Genomic DNA, 16,006 nt, shown 5'->3' on the forward strand with positions numbered 1-16,006 from the left:
CCGCGCGAGAGGGTTAGGCCGGGCTCAGTTCGCCTTGGCCTCCACGTCCATGCGGTCGAGCAAGGCCGCCGGCGAGCGGGCCGCGCCGATATCGATGAAGCCGATGCCGGCCGGCTCCTTCGACTTCGCGTGGAGCACGAGCTTGCCCGGCTTCATCACGAACTGCCCCATCGCGGCGCCGATGCCCTTCGCGGCCGCGGTATTGCCGAGGATCACCGGGACGCCGAGCAGGCTGGCGGTGACGTATTCCTTGCGCAATTCATCGGGCTTGAGGCTCAAATCCTTGGATTGCGCCGTCAGGAAACGCTCGAACAGCCCGGCATTCTCGATCGTGAGGTCGAGGCTCTTGGCGCTGCCGGAGAACATCAGCATCGTGGCGGCTGGCAGGGTCCCGTTGAACAATTCGGGCCCGATGCCGCCCAGGGTGCCGGTCAGCCGGACAGTCCCGATCTCGCGGCCGGTGACGGTGACGTCGCGCAGCGACAGGTCGCGGGCCTTCCCGTCGAGCGCCGCGTCGGCCACGACATCGAGGTCGAGCTCGCGATACCCGTAGGCCGGCAGCGCACCGATGATCGGGGCGCCGGCAACCAGGTCGGCCGGGAGGCTCAGGCCCGTGAGGGTCAGCCGGCTCGCGGTCGGGACGCCGTCCTGCGGCGGGCCGAAGGACAGGGCCGCCTCGCGCAGGGCGATGCGACGGGTGGGCGGCGGCGTGATGGTGACCGCGAGCGGGTCGCCGGGCTTCGCGTCGGGCGCCTTGGCTTCCGCGGGCTTCGGTTCCGCGACCTTGCCCTCTGAGGGCTTGGCCGAGCCCGGCCTGCCCGGCGCGGGGCCGCGGGTCGCCGGCCGCGGATCCTGCGGGGCCGCCTTGGGCTGCTCCGGGTCCAGCGGCAGGTCGATGCTCAGGTCGGTCAGCGTCATCCCGCCCAGCGCCGGCGTCAGGCTGCGCATCTCGGCGTCGCTGAACCCGGGCCGGTTCTCGGATCCGGCGGCGACCTTGCGCAGGGCCTCGACCGTCGGTGCGAGCGAGACGTTCGAGAGGGCTAGACGTCCGAGATGCGCGCGCAGGCTGCCGCGCGACACGGTCATGTTCTCCAGGACCGTGCCGGATTCCGGCCCGGCGGCATAGGTGGCGCGCTCGATCTCGAACAGCACCGGGCCCTGCGGGTCGGTGTTGCTGACGCTCAGACCCTGCATGTCGAGGCTGCCCAGGGCCGTCGCCTCGATGAGGTCGGCGGCGGAGGCCGCGAAGGTCCGCCGGTCGTTGGGCCCCTGGAAGCCCGCGGCCACGATCTCGAACGCGCCATTCCAGCCGTCCGGGATCTGCCGGCCGCCGAGGTCGCGCCCGTTCAGGTGCGCGATCTTCACGGTCGTGCCGCGCGCGTCGGAATAGGTCACGTCCGAGACCTGGATCGTGCCGTAGACCTTCTGCACCGGTCCCTTGCCGTCGCCCGGCACGGTGTAGAGCCGGTTGAGCGCCGCCAGGTCGAGATCGGTCGCCCGGACCCGGCCATAGGTGCCGTAGCCGCGGTTCGGGCCGGTGACGGCGCTGACCGTGGCGCCGGCGGCGGTGAGCTCGCCGACGCGGCCGGCTTTCACGTCGCGGGCGACCACGTCCCGGTAGGTCACGGTCTGGCGGTCGTCGCCGGGGCCGGCATGCTCGGAGCTCAGAACCGGGATGGTCAGGCTCCCGGCATCGAGCCGGGCCAGCCGGGCCTCCCAGGGCTCGGAGGAATCCGACTTCAGGATCGCCGCGAGCTCATCCTTGGACAGGCGCGTGCCGCTGGCCGTCAGCTTCGGCGCCCGCAGCAGCGTGCCGCCGAGCGGCAGCATGACATCCGTGATCGTGACATCCTGGACCGCCGCAGCGCCTTCCTGGGCCGCCAGCGGCGCGGGCGCCGCCGCGCCGGCGAGGCACAGGATGGCGCAGCTCGCGGCCAAAGCCGATCGCAGGCGGGATCGGACCTTCGGATGGATCATGGGAGGGTCCGGATCACGGCTCAGGCTGGCTAGCCGCATGGGTGCCGCGTTTTACCGGTCGAGGCAATCGCGCATGGGCTGCACGAGCCGTGAGCCGGCTCCAGTGTCGTACACGGGCAACGGCCCGCCGAGGCGGCGGGCCGTCGCGCCCGGGTCAGAGCGAGAACGACGTGCCGCAGCCGCAGGAGGCGGTCGCCAGCGGATTCTCGATCTTGAAGGACTGGCCGATCAGGTCGTTCACGAAGTCGATGGTCGAGCCGGACATGTATTCCAGCGAGACCGGATCGACGATCACGGTGGCGCCGTCGCGCTCGATCGCCACGTCCTGGGCCTCCCGGGACCGGGTGATGTCGAAGGCGTAGGAGAATCCGGAGCAGCCGCCGCCGTTCACGCTGATGCGCAGCGACGAGCCCGGGGGCTCCGCGCCCATGATCTCGTTGATGCGCTTGGCGGCGCGGGGGGTCAGGGTGATCTCAGCCATCTTAAGCTCTGGCCACGCAAGTGTCCGGTGGATGGCGCCGCCCGGCCGTTGCCGAGCCCGCCTCGGCCCACAAGATATGGGCTCGAGGCCCGCGCCGCAACGCGCCGGGCGGGGAGGGGTCATGATCAGGCTGCGCGAGATCGAGAGCGGACGCCGTGCGGCCGAACGGTGAGCGCTGGCGGGCGGCCTACGCCACGGATCCGGCGCGCACGCGCGGTCGGCTGATCGCCGAGGCATCGTCGCCGACGCGCAGCGATTTCCAGCGCGACCGGGACCGGATCATCCATTCGACGGCGTTCCGCCGCCTGAAGCACAAGACCCAGGTCTTCGTGCATCACGAGGGCGACCATTACCGGACCCGGCTGACCCACACCCTGGAGGTCAGCCAGATCGCCCGGGCGCTCGCCCGCGCGCTGGGGCTCGACGAAGATCTGGCGGAGGCCTTGGCGCTGAGCCACGACCTCGGCCACACCTGCTTCGGCCATACCGGCGAAGACGCGCTGGATTCCTGCATGGCGGCCCATGGCGGGTTCGATCACAACGCGCAGGCTCTGCGCATCGTGACCCGCCTGGAGCGGCGCTATGCCGGGTTCGATGGATTGAACCTGGCCTGGGAGACGCTGGAAGGGCTGGTCAAGCACAACGGCCCCCTGCTCGACCGGGACGGGCAGCCGACCCCGCGCTATGCCGAGCGCGGCATCCCGGCCGCGATCCTCGAATACGATGCCCTGAACCCGCTCGACCTGTGGAGCCAGGCGGGTCCCGAGGCTCAGGCCGCCTCGCTGGCCGACGACATCGCCTACGCGGCGCACGACCTCGATGACGGCCTGCGGGCCGGCCTGTTCGAGATTCCGGAGCTACGCGCGGTCCCGTTCCTGGCCGATCTGCTCGACGAGATCGACCGGCTGCATCCGGGCCTCGAACCGTCCCGGGTGATCCACGAGCTGGCCCGTCGGGTGATCACCCGGTTCGTGGAGGACGTGATCCGCGAGGGCGGCCGCCGGATCGATGCGCTCGCGCCGCGCAGCGTCGCGGATATCCGGAACGCTGCCGAGCCGGTCATCGTGTTCTCGCGACCGATCGCGGAGGCGGATGCCGAGATCATGCGCTTCCTCTGGGCGCGGATGTACCGGCACCCGGGCGTCGTGGCCGTGCGCAAGAAGGCCGACGCCATCGTCAACGACCTGTTCACGGCCTTCACCGCCGCACCGTCCCGGATGCCGGACGAATGGAGTGCCGGGCTCGCCGACGCGACGGAGAGCCGGATCGCCCGGCGGGTCGCAGACTACATCGCCGGCATGACCGACACCTACGCGGTGCTGGCGCATCGCAAGCTCTACGCGACGACCCCCGACCTGTACTGGGAATTGCCGAGCCGGGGCCTGCCCCTCACCGACCCGTGAGAGCCGGAGAGGGGCGGTCCGCGATCAGCAGCCGCAGCCGCAGGTGAAGCTGCCGTAACAGCCGCCCGAGCCGTATCCACCATACCCGCCATAGGCGGCCGGATAGGCGTAATCGTAGCCGCCGTAAGCTGCGGGGTAGCCGTAGCCGCCGCCATAGCCGTAACCGCCATACAGGCTGCCGGCCGCGAGCCCGAGGCCGAGGCCGATACCCGCGCCGGCCAGGCCGTAGCCCAGGCCGCGCCCGTAGCCGCCGCGATAGCCGTAACCGCGACCGTAGCCGTAGCCGTAGCCGCGGCCGTAGACGCCCCGCCCGGCGAAGCCGCCGTAATGGCCGCCATACCCGCCGTGATACCCGCCGCCCCGGAAGCCGCGGGCCTCGGCGGCCGGCAGCGTCAGGACCAGCGCCCCCAGGGCCGCGCCCACCATCATCAAGGTCTTCATCAAGATCTCCGGACTCGAGAATTTTGCGATCCGGTCGATCACATAGATACACGCGGGCCAAGACAAGATGCGTAGCGGCGCTTCGGTAGTCGTCGCGTGGGGATAAACTGCGCTCGCCTGCCCGAATGCCCGGTCGTTTCGGCGGCGCGGTTAACGGCGGCTTGCGGCGCGGGGGCGCCGGGAATCGCCGCCGCCGTGACACCCTCCCGCCCCCTTGCTAGACGGCTCCGAGCGGGCGCAGGCCGGGATGGCCGAGCGGAAGCAAACCCGCGCGAGCGAGATCGAGACCGATGAACATCTTCGCCCTGTTCGAGGCGCGTGTGCGCGAGGCCGTGGAGGCGCTGACCCGCGCCGGCCAGCTGCCGGAGGGCCTCGACCTCGGACGCGTCGTCGTCGAGCCGCCGCGCGACACCACGCATGGCGATCTCGCCACCAATGCCGCTCTGGTCCTCGCCAAGGAGGCGCGCGCCAACCCGAAGGCCCTGGGCGAGGCGCTGGCGGCGGAGCTGCGCACGGATCCCCGCATCCTGGAGGCGAGCGTCGCCGGTCCCGGCTTCATCAACCTGCGCCTCGCGCCTGAAATCTTCCACGATGTGGTCCGCAGCGCGCTCTCCGACCCGGAGACGTTCGGCCGCGCCCGGCTGCAGGGCGGTCCGATCAACGTCGAGTACGTCTCGGCCAATCCGACCGGGCCGATGCATGTCGGCCATGGCCGCGGCGCCGTGTTCGGCGATGCCCTGTGCAACCTTCTGGTGGCGGCCGGCCGCCAGGTGACGCGCGAATATTACATCAACGATGCGGGCGCCCAGGTCGACGTGCTGGCCCGCTCCGCCTACCAGCGCTACCGCGAGGCTCTGGGCGAGCCATACGCCATCGCCGAGGGGCTCTATCCGGGCGATTACCTCAAGCTGGTGGGCACCAAGCTCGCCGAGGCCCATGGCCGGGCGCTTCTCGACCAGTCGGAGGCCGATTGGCTGCCGGTGGTGCGCGAAGTTGCGCTCGGCATGATGATGGACATGATCCGGGCCGATCTCGCGGCGATCGGCATCCGCCACGACGTGTTCTTCTCGGAGCGGACGCTCCTGCAGAGCGGCGCCGTGAAGGCGCTGCTTCAGGAGCTGCGCGAGCGGGGGCTTGTCTACGAAGGCCGCCTGCCGCCGCCCAAGGGCCAGGTCCCCGAGGATTGGGAGGACCGCGAGCAGACGCTGTTCCGCACCAAGGATTTCGGCGACGACACGGATCGACCGCTGCTCAAGTCGGACGGCTCCTACACCTACTTCGCCTCGGACATCGCCTATCACCGAGCGAAGTACCTCGCGGGCGCCACCGAGCTGATCGACGTGCTCGGCGCCGATCATGGCGGCTACGTCAAGCGGATGCAGGCGGCCGTGAAGGCGGTCAGCGACGGCAATGCGACGCTCGACGTGAAGCTCTGCCAGCTGGTGCGGCTGTTGCGCGCGGGCGAGCCCGTGAAGATGTCCAAGCGGGCCGGCGAGTTCGTGACCCTGCGTGACGTGATCGACGAGGTCGGCCGCGACGCGATCCGGTTCATGATGCTCTATCGGAAGAACGACGCGACGCTCGATTTCGACCTCGCCAAGGTGGTCGAGCAGTCGAAGGACAACCCGGTCTTCTACGTCCAGTACGCCCATGCCCGGGTCCGCTCGGTACAGCGGCAGGCCCGCGAGGCCTTCCCGGACGCGGACCTCTCCGCCGAAGCCCTCCTGCGCGAGGCGGCGTTCGACGTCCTGACCGATCCGGGCGAGATCGAGATGATGCGCCTGATCGCCCAATACCCGCGGGTCCTCGAATCCGCGGCGCTGGCGCACGAGCCGCACCGAATCGCGTTCCACCTCTATGAACTCGCCTCGGCACTTCATAGTTTCTGGAACAAGGGCAAAGACTTGCCGCAATTACGGTTTGTTAATGCAACCGACCGAAAGTCGTCCTGGGCGCGGCTGGCGCTCGTCGAGGCTCTTCGGAGTACCCTCGCGGCCGGCCTCGCGGTTCTCGGTGTGACCGCGCCGGACGAGATGCGATAGGCTCGATATGCATCGGGCCGGTGACCGGCCCTGATGTGAGGATGCTGCCATGACGAACGCTTCGCGCGCTCAGGTCGATTTGGACGCCCTCGCGCGCGATCTGCGTCACGAGCAGGGTCGCGGCACGCAGGGCGGCAGCAAGCCCGACCCCCTGGCCGAGCTCGCGCGGATCGTGGGTCAGGATGACCCCTTCCGGGCGCTGCTCGCGGCGCGTGACGAGATGCGCGGCGCGGCCACCGCGCAGCCGGAGCCCAGCTGGGACCATCGGGTCGAGCCGAGCTTCGCGCCCGAGCCGCCGAAATCCACGCCCGCCGACGCCTTCGACCAGTATCTCGCCTCGGTGGAGCGCGACACGCACGAGGAGCCGGTGCCCTACGGCGCGGAAGCCGCGGGCACCCAGGAAGCCGCCGGCCCGGATTACGCTGATGGCCGATCGCTGCGCCGGGTGAACCCGCGCCGCCGCCTGGCCTCGGTCGGCGCCGGCATCGCGATCGTCGCCGTCGCCGTGACCGGCGCGCTCACCTACAAGGGTCTTCACGGGTCGAGCAGCGGCGGCGGCGTCCCCGTCGTCCAGGCCGATTCCACGCCCCTTAAGGTCGCCCCGAAGGTCGCCGACGGCGTCGAGATCCCGGACCAGAACCGGCAGATCTACGACACCAAGGGCAAGGCCAAGGAAGGCCAGATCAAGATCGTGAACCGCGAGGAGCAGCCGATCGACGTGGCCGAGGCGGCCCGCGCGGCGCAGGGCACCGGGCCGGCCGGCGGTGCGCAGAGCGGCACGACGCCGGGCAACGGCCCGTTCGAGGCGTTCGGCGAACCGCGCCGGGTTCGCACCGTGGCGGTGAAGCCGGAAGCCCCGCCCGCACCGGTCCAGCGCGAGGCGCAGGCCGAGGGCGCGCCGGCCCCGATCCCGACCATGGTCCTGCCCACCGACGAGCCGCCGCAGCAGGCGAAGCCGAAGCCCGGCCGTCAGGCGGCCGCGTCCCTGCCGGCGCCCACGCCGGAGCCGGTCCAGGCGCCGCCGCCGCCCACCCCGGCCGAAGCCGCCCCGCCGAAGCCCGTCGCCGTGAAGCCGCCGCCGAAGGCCGCCCAGCGGGTCGCCTCCCTGGCCGCCCCGGCTGCGGACGCGCCGGAGGCCGTGGACGACACCGTCAAGACCGGCTCGGTCGGCGGGTTCTCGGTCCAGCTCGGGGTGCGCGGCAGCGCCGCCGAGGCGAAGGCTGCCCTCAAGCAGATGCAGGCGAAGTACAGCCAGCTCGCCGGCAAGCCCGAGCTGATCCGCCAGGCCGAGGTTAACGGCAAGACGATCTACCGCGTCCGCGTCGGGCCGCTGGCCAAGAACGAGGCGGCCAGCCTGTGCAGCGCCCTGCAGGGCGAGGGCGGTCAGTGCTTCGTGGCGAAGAACTGAGCCATCGATCATCCGGTCTCGTCCTGAAGCAGGGGGAGGCCGGATCCGCCTTGAACGCGAGTCCGCCCCGCAACACCCGGCCCCCGTCGACACGCCGAACGGGGCGGGCACGCGGTTTCGCCTTGCCGGCTCCCTGTTCCCGCCCGACTCTGCCGGCATCGAGTCGCCGTTTCCTCCGCCGCACCCGCGCGGCCATCGAGAAGCCCGCATGACCGCCCGTGCCCTGATCCTCGGCTGCGCCGGCAAGACGCTCTCCGCCGAGGAGGCCGCCTTCTTCCGCGACGTGCGGCCGTGGGGCTTCATCCTGTTCAAGCGCAACATCGGCACGCCCGACGAGGTGCGCGCCCTCACGGCCGCGCTGCGGGACTGCCTGAGCTCGGACACGGCGCCGATCCTGATCGATCAGGAGGGCGGCCGGGTCCAGCGCATGGGGCCGCCGCACTGGCCGTCCTATCCGGCGGGCGGGCGCTACGGGCGCCTGAACGGCAGCGCCACCGCGATCGCCCGGCTCGGCGCCCGGCTGATGGCGCACGACCTCGCGGAGGTCGGCATCAACGTCGATTGCGCGCCCGTGCTCGACGTGCCGGCACCGGGATCGCACGACATCATCGGCGACCGGGCCTACGGTTCGAATCCCGATTCGGTGGCCGAGATCGGCCGCGCCGTGGCCGAGGGCCTGATGGCCGGTGGCGTCCTGCCGGTGATGAAGCACGTCCCCGGCCACGGTCGCGCCGCTTGCGACAGCCATCACGGGCTGCCGGTCGTCGAGGCGACGCTCGAAGCGCTCGCAGCGCAGGATTTCCGGCCGTTCCAGATGCTCGCCGACCTGCCGATGGCGATGAGCGCCCACGTGGTCTTCACGGCCATCGACCCCGATCGTCCGGCCACCCAGTCGGCGCGCGTCATCCGCGATGTGATCCGCGGCGCCATCGGCTTCGACGGGCTGCTGATGACCGACGACCTGTCGATGCACGCGCTCACCGGCACGTTCCGCGACCGGACACAGGCCGCCTTCGCGGCGGGCGTCGATGTCGGGCTTCATTGCAACGGCGCCATGGACGAGATGCGGGCCGTCGCCGAAGCCGCGCCGTTCCTGACCGGTGAGGCTGCCCGGCGGGCCGCCGCCGCGCTCGCACGCCTCGACAGGGCGGGCGACGCGTTGGATCTGCCCGAGGCTCGGGCCCGGTTCGCGGCGGCGATGGCCAGTGCGGCCTGACCCGCGGCCTTCCACCGCGGGCATCCACCGTCCCTGAAGCCGCCTCTGCTTGTGTTCGGGCGGTGCGATCCCTAGGTTCGCCCGGAAATCTTCAACCGGTCGTAGCGTCACGCTCCCACAGGTGGGCGCAGGCAGGTGGACGCACGCAGGAGGTTGCCATGGGCAGCATGAGTATCTGGCACTGGGTCATCGTTGCCGTCATCGTCATGCTGCTGTTCGGCCGCGGCAAGGTCTCGGACCTGATGGGCGACGTCGCCAAGGGCATCAAGGCGTTCAAGAAGGGCATGGCCGAGGACGAGGCGCCGCCGGCGAGCCAGCCGGTCGCGCCGAGCGAGCCGGTCCGCACCATCCCGCACACCGCCGAGACGAGCCCCGGCACCGCGGTCCCGGCGAGCCATCTGCCGGGCGGCGAGCGCAAGCCGGTCTGAGAGCCTGTCAGGGCGCGCGCTGTGGTGTAGAGCCTGACGGGGGTTCGGACTCAGGTCCGGCTCCCAGGGCAGCAGGACCGTCGACGACATGCTGGACATGAGTTGGGGCGAGGTGATGCTGATCGGCGGCGTCGCCCTCATCGTCATCGGGCCGAAGGATCTCCCGAAGGCGCTGCGCACCGTCGGGCAGATCACGACGAAGCTGCGCCGGATGGCCGGCGAGTTTCAGATGCAGTTCAACGAGGCGATCCGCGAGGCCGAGCTCGACGAGGTCCGCAAAGAGGTCGACGGCATCCGCAACACCGTCCGGTCCGCGGGCTCCGGCTTCAACCCGGTCCAGACGATCCGGGACGAGCTGAAGGGTGCGGTCGAGGGCCGGGTCGCCGCGCGGCAGGGCACCGAGCCGCTGGGTCCCGAGAAGCCGGCCGCGGATACGCGCTCGCTGGCCGATGCCACGGCGCAGCTCAAGGCCGAGCAGGACGCGACTGCGCCGACAGGCCCCGAGCCGTCGCCCGTCGCGACCGATCACGCGGCGCATGCCGATCCGCTCGAGCACGCCGCCCCGCCCGACGCGCCGCTCCCGATCCCCGGCTCGGTCGACGATCCCTACGGGCCGCCGCCGGAGCCCAAGACCGCGCACGACACCCCCATGGACCCGAAGAACGGCGCCACAGCCCGATGATCAGCGACGCCGACGAGGCCGAGATCGAAGCGTCCCGGGCGCCGCTGCTCGAACACCTGATCGAATTGCGGTCGCGGCTGATCAAGTCGCTGATCGCCTTCGTGGCGATGTTTTTCTGCTGCTTCTTCTTCTCGCGCGATATCTACAACATCCTGGTCTATCCCTACGTCTCGATCGTGGGCGCGCAGAATGCCGAGCTGATCGCGACGCATTTCCTCGAGCAGGTCTTCACCAACATCAAGCTCAGCGTCTTCGGCGCCGCGTTCCTGGCCTTCCCGGTGATCGCGACGCAGATCTACGCCTTCGTGGCGCCGGGCCTCTACCGCAACGAGCGCAAGGCCTTCCTGCCCTACCTGGTTGCGACGCCGATCTTCTTCGTGCTGGGCGCCCTGGTGGTGTTCTTCCTGGCGATGCCGCTGCTGATCAAGTTCTCGGTGTCGCTGCAGCAGGTCGGCGTGGCCGGCGAGCCGACCATCAAGCTGCTGCCCAAGGTCGACGAGTACCTCTCGCTGATCATGACGCTGATCTTCGCCTTCGGCATAGCGTTCCAGCTGCCGGTGATCCTGACCCTTCTCGGCCAGATCGGCATCATTGACGCGGCCTTCCTGCGCGAGAAGCGGCGCTACGCGATCGTGCTGGTCTTCGTCGTGGCCGCCGTGCTGACGCCGCCGGACGTCATCTCCCAGCTCTCGCTCGCCCTGCCGATGCTGATCCTCTACGAGGCCTCGGTGTTCTCTGTGGCGCGGGTGGAGAAGCTGCGCGCGGCCCGACGGGCGGCGGAAGGGTTGGATCCGTAAGGACCGGACCGACGAGGTCGGGTTTCAAAAGGTCCCGGACCTTTTGCGGATCCAGGGTGGAGCCCTGGTGGATCGGGGCTGCGCGCCCCGAACCCCGCCAAAGGGCCGGAGGCCCTTTGGGAACCCGGTCGGGCGCTACGCCGTCCGCAGCAGCACGTGCCGCTTCTTGCCGAAGGACAGCTTGATCACCCCGTCCTGGGTCAGGTCCGCGGGCGTCAGCATCGCCTTCTCGTCCGTCACGGCCGCATCGTTGACCCGGAGACCCCCGCCCTTGATCTGGCGGCGTGCCTCGCTGGTCGAGGGCACGAGCTTGGCGATCTCGGGGCCGAATGCGGTGAGCACGCCGAGCCCGGCTTCGAGTGTCGCGGCGGGAACGGTGACGGTCGGTAGGTCCGCGGCCAGCGTCCCTTCCACGAAGGTCTTCCGCGCGGTCTCGGCGGCGGCCTCGGCCACCTCGCGGCCGTGCATCAGCGCCGTGGCCTCGGTGGCGAGCACCATCTTGGCCGCGTTGATCTCGGAGCCTGCGAGCGCCGCGAGCCGGGCGATCTCGTCCATCGGCAGGAGCGTGAACAGCTTGAGGAAGCGGGCCACGTCCGCATCCTCGGTGTTCCGCCAGAACTGCCAGTAATCGTACGGCTTGAGCATGTCCGGGTTAAGCCAGACGGCGCCGGCCGCGGTCTTGCCCATCTTGGCGCCGGAGGACGTGGTCAGCAGCGGGCAGGTCAGGGCGTAGAGCTGGGGCGTGCCCATGCGCCGGCCCAGATCGATGCCGTTGACGATGTTGCCCCACTGGTCCGAGCCGCCCATCTGCAGGATGCAGCCGTAGCGGCGGTTCAGCTCGACGTAGTCGTAGGATTGCAGGATCATGTAGTTGAATTCCAGGAACGAGAGTTCCTGGTCGCGCTCCAGGCGCAGGCGCACGCTGTCCATCGACAGCATGCGGTTCACCGAGAAATGGCGGCCGATGTCGCGCAGCATCTCGATGTAGTTGAGCTTGGTCAGCCACTCGGCATTGTCGACCATCACGGCGTCGCCGGCGCCTTCGCCGAAGCGCAGGAACCGGTCGAAGGTCTTGCGGATCTCAGCCTTGTTGGCGTCGATCTGCTCGACCGTGAGGATCTTGCGGGTCTCGTCGCGGCCGGACGGGTCGCCGACCCGCGTGGTGCCGCCACCCATCAGGGCGATCGGCTTGCCCCCGGTCGCCTGCAGCCAGTGCAGCATCATGATCGAGAGCAGGTGCCCGACATGGAGCGAGGGCGCGGTGCAATCGTAGCCGACATAGGTCGTCAGCCGCCCTTCGGAGGCCGCGGCGTCGATCCCCGCGAGGTCCGAGGTCTGGTGGATGTAGCCGCGCTCGGTCAGGATCCGCAGGAAGTCGGATTTCGGCGCGAAGCTCTCGGCGGTCATGGCTGCGGTCTCGGATCGCGAGCCGGCGCGACAGGCCGAGGCTCTGCGTGCTAGCTCGCGCTGGGGTTCAGGATACGGCGCGCTCTTAGCAGGGCGTTGGCCGAAAGGCACGGGGTCAGGCGGAATGGCGATGATGCGCGCGATCGGGCTGATGAGCGGCACCTCGCTGGACGGCGTCGACATCGCGCTGATCGAGACCGACGGCGAGCGGGTCCACGTGGTCAAGGGCCAGAACAATTTCCTCGAGCCGCTCGGGCCGACCGGCTATCGCGGCTATTCGGACGAGGAGAAGGGGCTTCTGCGGGTCGCCACGAAGGATGCCGAGTCGGTGCTTCATCCGGGTGACCGCCCCGGGCGCTTGCCCGAGGCCGAAGCGTTCGTCACCCAGGCCCATGCCGAGGCCGTGGAGCGCTTCCTCGCCGAGAACGGCCTGAGCGCCGACGCCATCGACGTGATCGGTTTCCACGGCCAGACCGTGATCCATCGGCCGGACCAGCGCATCTCGATCCAGATCGGCGACGGGCAGGCCTTGGCGAGCCGGCTCGGCATCCCGGTGGTCTCGGATCTGCGGCGGGCCGATATCGAGGCCGGGGGCCAGGGCGCGCCGCTGGTGCCGGTGTTCCACAAGGCCCTGGCCGAGGCCTCGGGCTTTGACGGCCCGTTCGGCATCCTGAATATCGGCGGCGTCGCCAACGCCACGCTGATCGACTCGAAGGGCGGCGTGATCGCGTTCGATACGGGCCCCGGCAACGCGCTCATCGACGAGTGGATGCAGGAGCGCGAGGGCAAGAACCTCGACGATGGCGGGCGTACCGCCGCCCGCGGCCGCCCGGACGAGCCCCTGCTCGCCTGGCTGCTGACGCATCCGTTCTTCTTCCGCCGGCCGCCGAAATCCCTCGACCGGAACTGGTTCTCGCACAAGCTCGCCGGCCAGCTCTCGACGGAGGACGGTGCCGCGACGCTCACGGCCTTCACGGCCCGCGCCGTCGCCCGGGCCCTGGACCACGCGCCCGAGATCCCGACCCGCTGGATCGTGGCCGGCGGCGGCGCGCGCAACGGCGAACTGGTGCGGCTGCTGAACTACCATCTGCGGTCCGAGATCACGACCGCGGACGCCATCGGCTGGTCCTCGGCCTATCTGGAGGCGCAGGCCTTCGCGTATCTGGCGGTGCGCTCGCTCCGGGGCCTGCCGATCACCTTCCCGTCCACCACGGGCGTGCGCGAGCCGATGACCGGCGGCGTGCTGGCGCGACCGAATGCCTGATCCCCGGTCGGCAACCGGCGGACGGCCCGTCGGTTGGCTCCGTTCGGATCGCGATCGGAATTGATACCTTGGCCGAGACCTACCTGCGCTACCACGACGGCGTCGAGACGCCGGCCCCGGATGAAGCCGAGACGATCGACGCGATCATCGCGTCGATGACCCGCGAGAGCGAGACCACGGCCAAGCGCTACGGCCACGCGGTGCGCGCGTCGCACGCGAAAATCAGCGGCGTGGTGACGGGCGAGCTTCAGGTGCCGGACGACCTCCCGCGCGAGCTGAAGCAGGGCCTGTTCGCCAGGGGTGGGACCTATCCGGTGATCGTGCGCTTCGCGCAGGGGCCGGGTGAACGCCTGAAGGACAACGTCTCCACCCACCGCGGCATGGCGATCAAAGTCTTGGGCGTCGCGGGCGAGAAGCTGCAGGGCCACGGCGCGCAGACCCAGGATTTCGTGCTCGCAACCGGGCCGGTCTTCCCGAACCCGGACGCCAAGGGCTTCCTGGGCAGCATGAAGCAGCTGGAGGCCGGCACGAAGGCGCCCGAGGCGCTCAAGGCCGCTGTCTCAAGGACGGCACGCGCGGCCGATACGATCGTCAAGGCCGTGACCGGCGAGAGCTCGCCGCTCCTCGACTTCTTCGGCCACGCGCCGCTGCACCCGCTGGCCGAGCCGTATTATTCGCAGGCTGCGCTCCGCTACGGCGACCACATCGCCAAGATCGCCGCCTTTCCGACCGGCGCGAAACAGGTCGCGCTGGCCGGCGAGGATCTGCATCTTGGCGAGGATCCCGACGCGTTCCGGCACGCGGTGGCCGCGTACTTCACCGGCGACGCGGCGATATTCGAGATTCGCGTGCAGCTCTGCACCAATCTCGACGACATGCCGGTCGAGGATGCGTCGAAGCGCTGGGACGAGGCGGCGAGCCCCTATCGCACCGTCGCCCGCCTCGTCTTGCCGGCGCAGAATTCCCAGTCCGAGGCCCGGACCCGCTACGCCGACGACGTCCTGTCCTTCCGGCCCGCCCACAGCCTGGCGGCGCACCGCCCGCTCGGCTCGCTGATGCGGGCGCGGCTCAAGACCTACCAGGCCCTTTCCAGCTTCCGTCACGGCCGCAACCAGACGCCCGAGACGGAGCCGACCGCCATCGAGCAGGTCCCGGCCTAAGGGTGAGCCTCGGCCACGCCCTGCGCCGGATCGTCGAGGAATACCCGCTCGCCCGGCTCGATCCGCCGGCCGGGCATCCCCTGGCGGCCGTGATCCGGCGCGGCGCGCCGGACGAGCTGCGCGCTGCCCTGGAATCCGTAGAGGGCTCGTTCCTGGTGAAGGGCAGCCCCGGCCGCGGCAGCCATTGGGCGGCGGTGCCCTGGCTTGCCGTGTTCGACCCCGCTGTCACCACGAGTGCGACCCGCGGCTATTACCTCGTCTACCTGTTTCCGGCCGATCGCGAGGTCGTCCATTTGTCGCTGGCCCAGGGAACGGTCGCGGCGATCCGCGCGCACGGGCCGAACGCCGAAGCTTATCTGCGCAGCAGCGGGGATGCGTTGCGGTCGCGTCTGTCCGATTTCGCAGGGCGCCTCCCGAACAAGTCCATCACCCTCGGGAGCGCAGGCGAATTGCCGGAGGGCTACGAGGCGGCGCATATCCTTGGCCTGACCTACGATCTGGATGCTCTCGGCGATGAGCGCCGCCTGCGCGCCGACCTTTCCGTCGGGGTGGCGGCTTACCGGGCGCTGAAGGCGCGGGGTGGGCTGACTGTCTCGACAGGACATGCGGAGGCGATTATGTAGCTTTAAAGCTACCGGCGCACCACGCTCACCATACGTCAGACCACGATCTACGAAGCATGGTTTGCTGGATTGCGCGACGAGCGTGCGCGGGCTCGTATCGACGTTCGCATCAAGCGCCTTGCCCTGGGTAACGCGGGGGACGTGAAGCCCGTCGGTGAAGGGGTCAGCGAACTTCGGATCGATTACGGACCGGGCTACCGCGTTTATTTCGCGCAACGCGGAAGCGAGATCGTGTTGCTCCTGTGTGGCGGCGATAAACGCACGCAAGATCGAGACATCCGCGAGGCGCAGTCGCTCAACCGCCAGGAGAAACAGCGATGACCGTCGAAACTCGGTCCTGGGATGTTGCTGAACACCTCGATACGCCCGAACGCATCGCCCTGTATATCGAGGCCGTGCTCGAGGATGGCGATCCCGCCCTCATTGCGGCGGCCATCGGTGACGTGGCCCGCGCGCGCGGCATGGCGCAGATCGCGGCCGAGACAGGACGATCACGCGAGAGCCTGTATCGCGCACTATCCGACAAGGGAAATCCGCAACTCGACACCTTGATCGGAGTCCTGAAAGCGATCGGACTGCGGCTCAGCGTGCAGCCGATCGCCGGCTCGGAGCCGGCATAGGATCTGACGGAGGAAGACGGTTTGTGCCTCCGGCGCTCCCGCGCTAGACGGGCCGGG

General features: G+C 70.0%; 16 protein-coding genes. 12 read left to right on the forward strand and 4 right to left on the reverse strand.

Annotated features, from left to right (window positions below):
- Positions 1-24: 24 nt before the first annotated feature.
- On the reverse strand, positions 25-1,977 hold the full coding sequence (locus WYO_RS14655; protein ID WP_007563744.1) for a hypothetical protein: 1,953 nt from the start codon (positions 1,975-1,977) through the stop codon (positions 25-27).
- 154 nt (positions 1,978-2,131) lie between these two features.
- Positions 2,132-2,458, reverse strand: a complete 327-nt coding sequence (locus tag WYO_RS14660; RefSeq protein ID WP_007563746.1) for an iron-sulfur cluster assembly accessory protein — start codon at positions 2,456-2,458, stop codon at positions 2,132-2,134.
- 155 nt (positions 2,459-2,613) lie between these two features.
- On the opposite strand from WYO_RS14660, the gene WYO_RS14665 reads away from it, so the two are divergent.
- Positions 2,614-3,861, forward strand: coding sequence for a deoxyguanosinetriphosphate triphosphohydrolase (locus WYO_RS14665; RefSeq protein WP_007563747.1), 1,248 nt, complete (start codon positions 2,614-2,616; stop codon positions 3,859-3,861).
- A 24-nt stretch (positions 3,862-3,885) separates the two neighbouring features.
- Here the strand turns inward: WYO_RS14665 and WYO_RS14670 are convergent, their stop codons facing one another.
- On the reverse strand, positions 3,886-4,302 hold the full coding sequence (locus tag WYO_RS14670; protein WP_007563749.1) for a hypothetical protein: 417 nt from the start codon (positions 4,300-4,302) through the stop codon (positions 3,886-3,888).
- 290 nt (positions 4,303-4,592) lie between these two features.
- Here WYO_RS14670 and argS point away from each other — a divergent pair, with 290 nt between their 5' ends.
- From argS to tatC, 6 genes are all read left to right on the forward strand, one after another.
- The gene (argS, locus tag WYO_RS14675; protein WP_007563751.1) at positions 4,593-6,344 is read left to right on the forward strand and encodes an arginine--tRNA ligase; all 1,752 of its coding nucleotides are present in this window, start codon (positions 4,593-4,595) and stop codon (positions 6,342-6,344) included.
- Between the two features lie 49 nt (positions 6,345-6,393).
- Positions 6,394-7,752, forward strand: a complete 1,359-nt coding sequence (locus WYO_RS14680) for an SPOR domain-containing protein (protein ID WP_007563753.1) — start codon at positions 6,394-6,396, stop codon at positions 7,750-7,752.
- A gap of 208 nt (positions 7,753-7,960) precedes the next feature.
- Positions 7,961-8,968 (forward strand): beta-N-acetylhexosaminidase, encoded by a 1,008-nt coding sequence (nagZ, locus tag WYO_RS14685; RefSeq protein ID WP_007563756.1) that lies wholly within the window; start codon positions 7,961-7,963, stop codon positions 8,966-8,968.
- Positions 8,969-9,126: 158 nt separating this feature from the next.
- Positions 9,127-9,396, forward strand: a complete 270-nt coding sequence (locus tag WYO_RS14690; RefSeq protein WP_007563758.1) for a twin-arginine translocase TatA/TatE family subunit — start codon at positions 9,127-9,129, stop codon at positions 9,394-9,396.
- Positions 9,397-9,484: 88 nt separating this feature from the next.
- The gene (tatB, locus tag WYO_RS14695) at positions 9,485-10,078 is read left to right on the forward strand and encodes a Sec-independent protein translocase protein TatB (protein ID WP_007563760.1); all 594 of its coding nucleotides are present in this window, start codon (positions 9,485-9,487) and stop codon (positions 10,076-10,078) included.
- Positions 10,075-10,875 carry a twin-arginine translocase subunit TatC gene (tatC, locus tag WYO_RS14700; RefSeq protein WP_007563762.1) on the forward strand — a complete coding sequence of 267 codons (801 nt, stop codon included), beginning with the start codon at positions 10,075-10,077 and terminating at the stop codon, positions 10,873-10,875. Before tatB ends, tatC begins: the two co-directional genes overlap by 4 nt.
- 135 nt (positions 10,876-11,010) lie before the next feature.
- Here the strand turns inward: tatC and tyrS are convergent, their stop codons facing one another.
- On the reverse strand, positions 11,011-12,282 hold the full coding sequence (gene tyrS, locus WYO_RS14705; protein ID WP_007563764.1) for a tyrosine--tRNA ligase: 1,272 nt from the start codon (positions 12,280-12,282) through the stop codon (positions 11,011-11,013).
- Between the two features lie 124 nt (positions 12,283-12,406).
- Between tyrS and WYO_RS14710 the strand changes: the two genes are divergently transcribed.
- The 5 genes from WYO_RS14710 to WYO_RS14725 all read left to right on the forward strand — a co-directional run bounded on the left by WYO_RS14710 (position 12,407) and on the right by WYO_RS14725 (position 15,949).
- On the forward strand, positions 12,407-13,546 hold the full coding sequence (locus WYO_RS14710; RefSeq protein WP_081496982.1) for an anhydro-N-acetylmuramic acid kinase: 1,140 nt from the start codon (positions 12,407-12,409) through the stop codon (positions 13,544-13,546).
- A 68-nt stretch (positions 13,547-13,614) separates the two neighbouring features.
- A complete protein-coding gene (locus WYO_RS14715) occupies positions 13,615-14,706 on the forward strand; it encodes a catalase family protein (RefSeq protein WP_007563768.1) in 1,092 nt (363 codons plus the stop codon).
- Positions 14,707-14,708: 2 nt separating this feature from the next.
- Positions 14,709-15,329: a DUF3578 domain-containing protein gene (locus WYO_RS14720; protein ID WP_007563770.1), complete on the forward strand. Its 621-nt coding sequence runs from the start codon at positions 14,709-14,711 to the stop codon at positions 15,327-15,329.
- A gap of 30 nt (positions 15,330-15,359) precedes the next feature.
- The gene (locus tag WYO_RS29910) at positions 15,360-15,650 is read left to right on the forward strand and encodes a type II toxin-antitoxin system RelE/ParE family toxin (protein WP_081496983.1); all 291 of its coding nucleotides are present in this window, start codon (positions 15,360-15,362) and stop codon (positions 15,648-15,650) included.
- A complete protein-coding gene (locus WYO_RS14725; protein ID WP_007563772.1) occupies positions 15,647-15,949 on the forward strand; it encodes an addiction module antidote protein in 303 nt (100 codons plus the stop codon). The genes WYO_RS29910 and WYO_RS14725 overlap by 4 nt, the downstream gene beginning before the upstream one ends.
- Positions 15,950-16,006: the final 57 nt, after the last annotated feature.

The organism is Methylobacterium sp. GXF4, from assembly GCF_000272495.1.
Classification (GTDB): Bacteria; Pseudomonadota; Alphaproteobacteria; order Rhizobiales; family Beijerinckiaceae; genus Methylobacterium; species Methylobacterium brachiatum.

Coding starts and splice junctions, on each gene's coding strand:
- WYO_RS14670 (WP_007563749.1), bottom strand. CDS start 4,302: ATGAAGACCTTGATGATGGTGGGCGCGGCCCTGGGGGCGCTGGTCCTG.
- WYO_RS14660 (WP_007563746.1), bottom strand. CDS start 2,458: ATGGCTGAGATCACCCTGACCCCCCGCGCCGCCAAGCGCATCAACGAG.
- WYO_RS14680 (WP_007563753.1), top strand. CDS start 6,394: ATGACGAACGCTTCGCGCGCTCAGGTCGATTTGGACGCCCTCGCGCGC.
- tatC (WP_007563762.1), top strand. CDS start 10,075: ATGATCAGCGACGCCGACGAGGCCGAGATCGAAGCGTCCCGGGCGCCG.
- argS (WP_007563751.1), top strand. CDS start 4,593: ATGAACATCTTCGCCCTGTTCGAGGCGCGTGTGCGCGAGGCCGTGGAG.
- WYO_RS14690 (WP_007563758.1), top strand. CDS start 9,127: ATGGGCAGCATGAGTATCTGGCACTGGGTCATCGTTGCCGTCATCGTC.
- WYO_RS14725 (WP_007563772.1), top strand. CDS start 15,647: ATGACCGTCGAAACTCGGTCCTGGGATGTTGCTGAACACCTCGATACG.
- tatB (WP_007563760.1), top strand. CDS start 9,485: ATGCTGGACATGAGTTGGGGCGAGGTGATGCTGATCGGCGGCGTCGCC.
- WYO_RS14710 (WP_081496982.1), top strand. CDS start 12,407: ATGGCGATGATGCGCGCGATCGGGCTGATGAGCGGCACCTCGCTGGAC.
- nagZ (WP_007563756.1), top strand. CDS start 7,961: ATGACCGCCCGTGCCCTGATCCTCGGCTGCGCCGGCAAGACGCTCTCC.
- tyrS (WP_007563764.1), bottom strand. CDS start 12,282: ATGACCGCCGAGAGCTTCGCGCCGAAATCCGACTTCCTGCGGATCCTG.
- WYO_RS14655 (WP_007563744.1), bottom strand. CDS start 1,977: ATGATCCATCCGAAGGTCCGATCCCGCCTGCGATCGGCTTTGGCCGCG.